Raw genomic sequence first — 331 nt, forward strand, 5'->3', positions numbered from 1 at the left:
CTGTACTGGACATGACAAGAGAACGCATTATTGATTTTATTATATCGTGAGGAGGATATGAAAATGAGCGAAAACAATGATTATATTCAGTTATCACCACTTAAAAAAGACACACCGTCCGATGTGGTAGCATTTATGTGGGAGTACATAAAAGTACCGGAGGATTCAAGAGAAAAAGTTAAGAATCTGCTTAAAGATGCAAATGAAAATGGCGTAAAATTAAGTCATCAGGCACCAACACTGTATGATGTTGTCCCAAAAGAAGAAATTACTGAATTTGAAGAGCTTATGCGCAAAACCATAGCTGACATTGTATCAGAAGCCAGTAGCA

General features: G+C 36.6%; 1 protein-coding gene. It reads left to right on the forward strand.

What is annotated here, in order from left to right; genetic code table 11:
- Positions 1-57: 57 nt before the first annotated feature.
- The coding region (locus PGQ38_RS13595) for a hypothetical protein (protein WP_270432125.1) at positions 58-331 on the forward strand (274 nt) is incomplete at its 3' end.

It is taken from the genome of Blautia faecis (assembly GCF_027662325.1).
Lineage (GTDB): Bacteria > Bacillota > Clostridia > Lachnospirales > Lachnospiraceae > Blautia_A > Blautia_A faecis.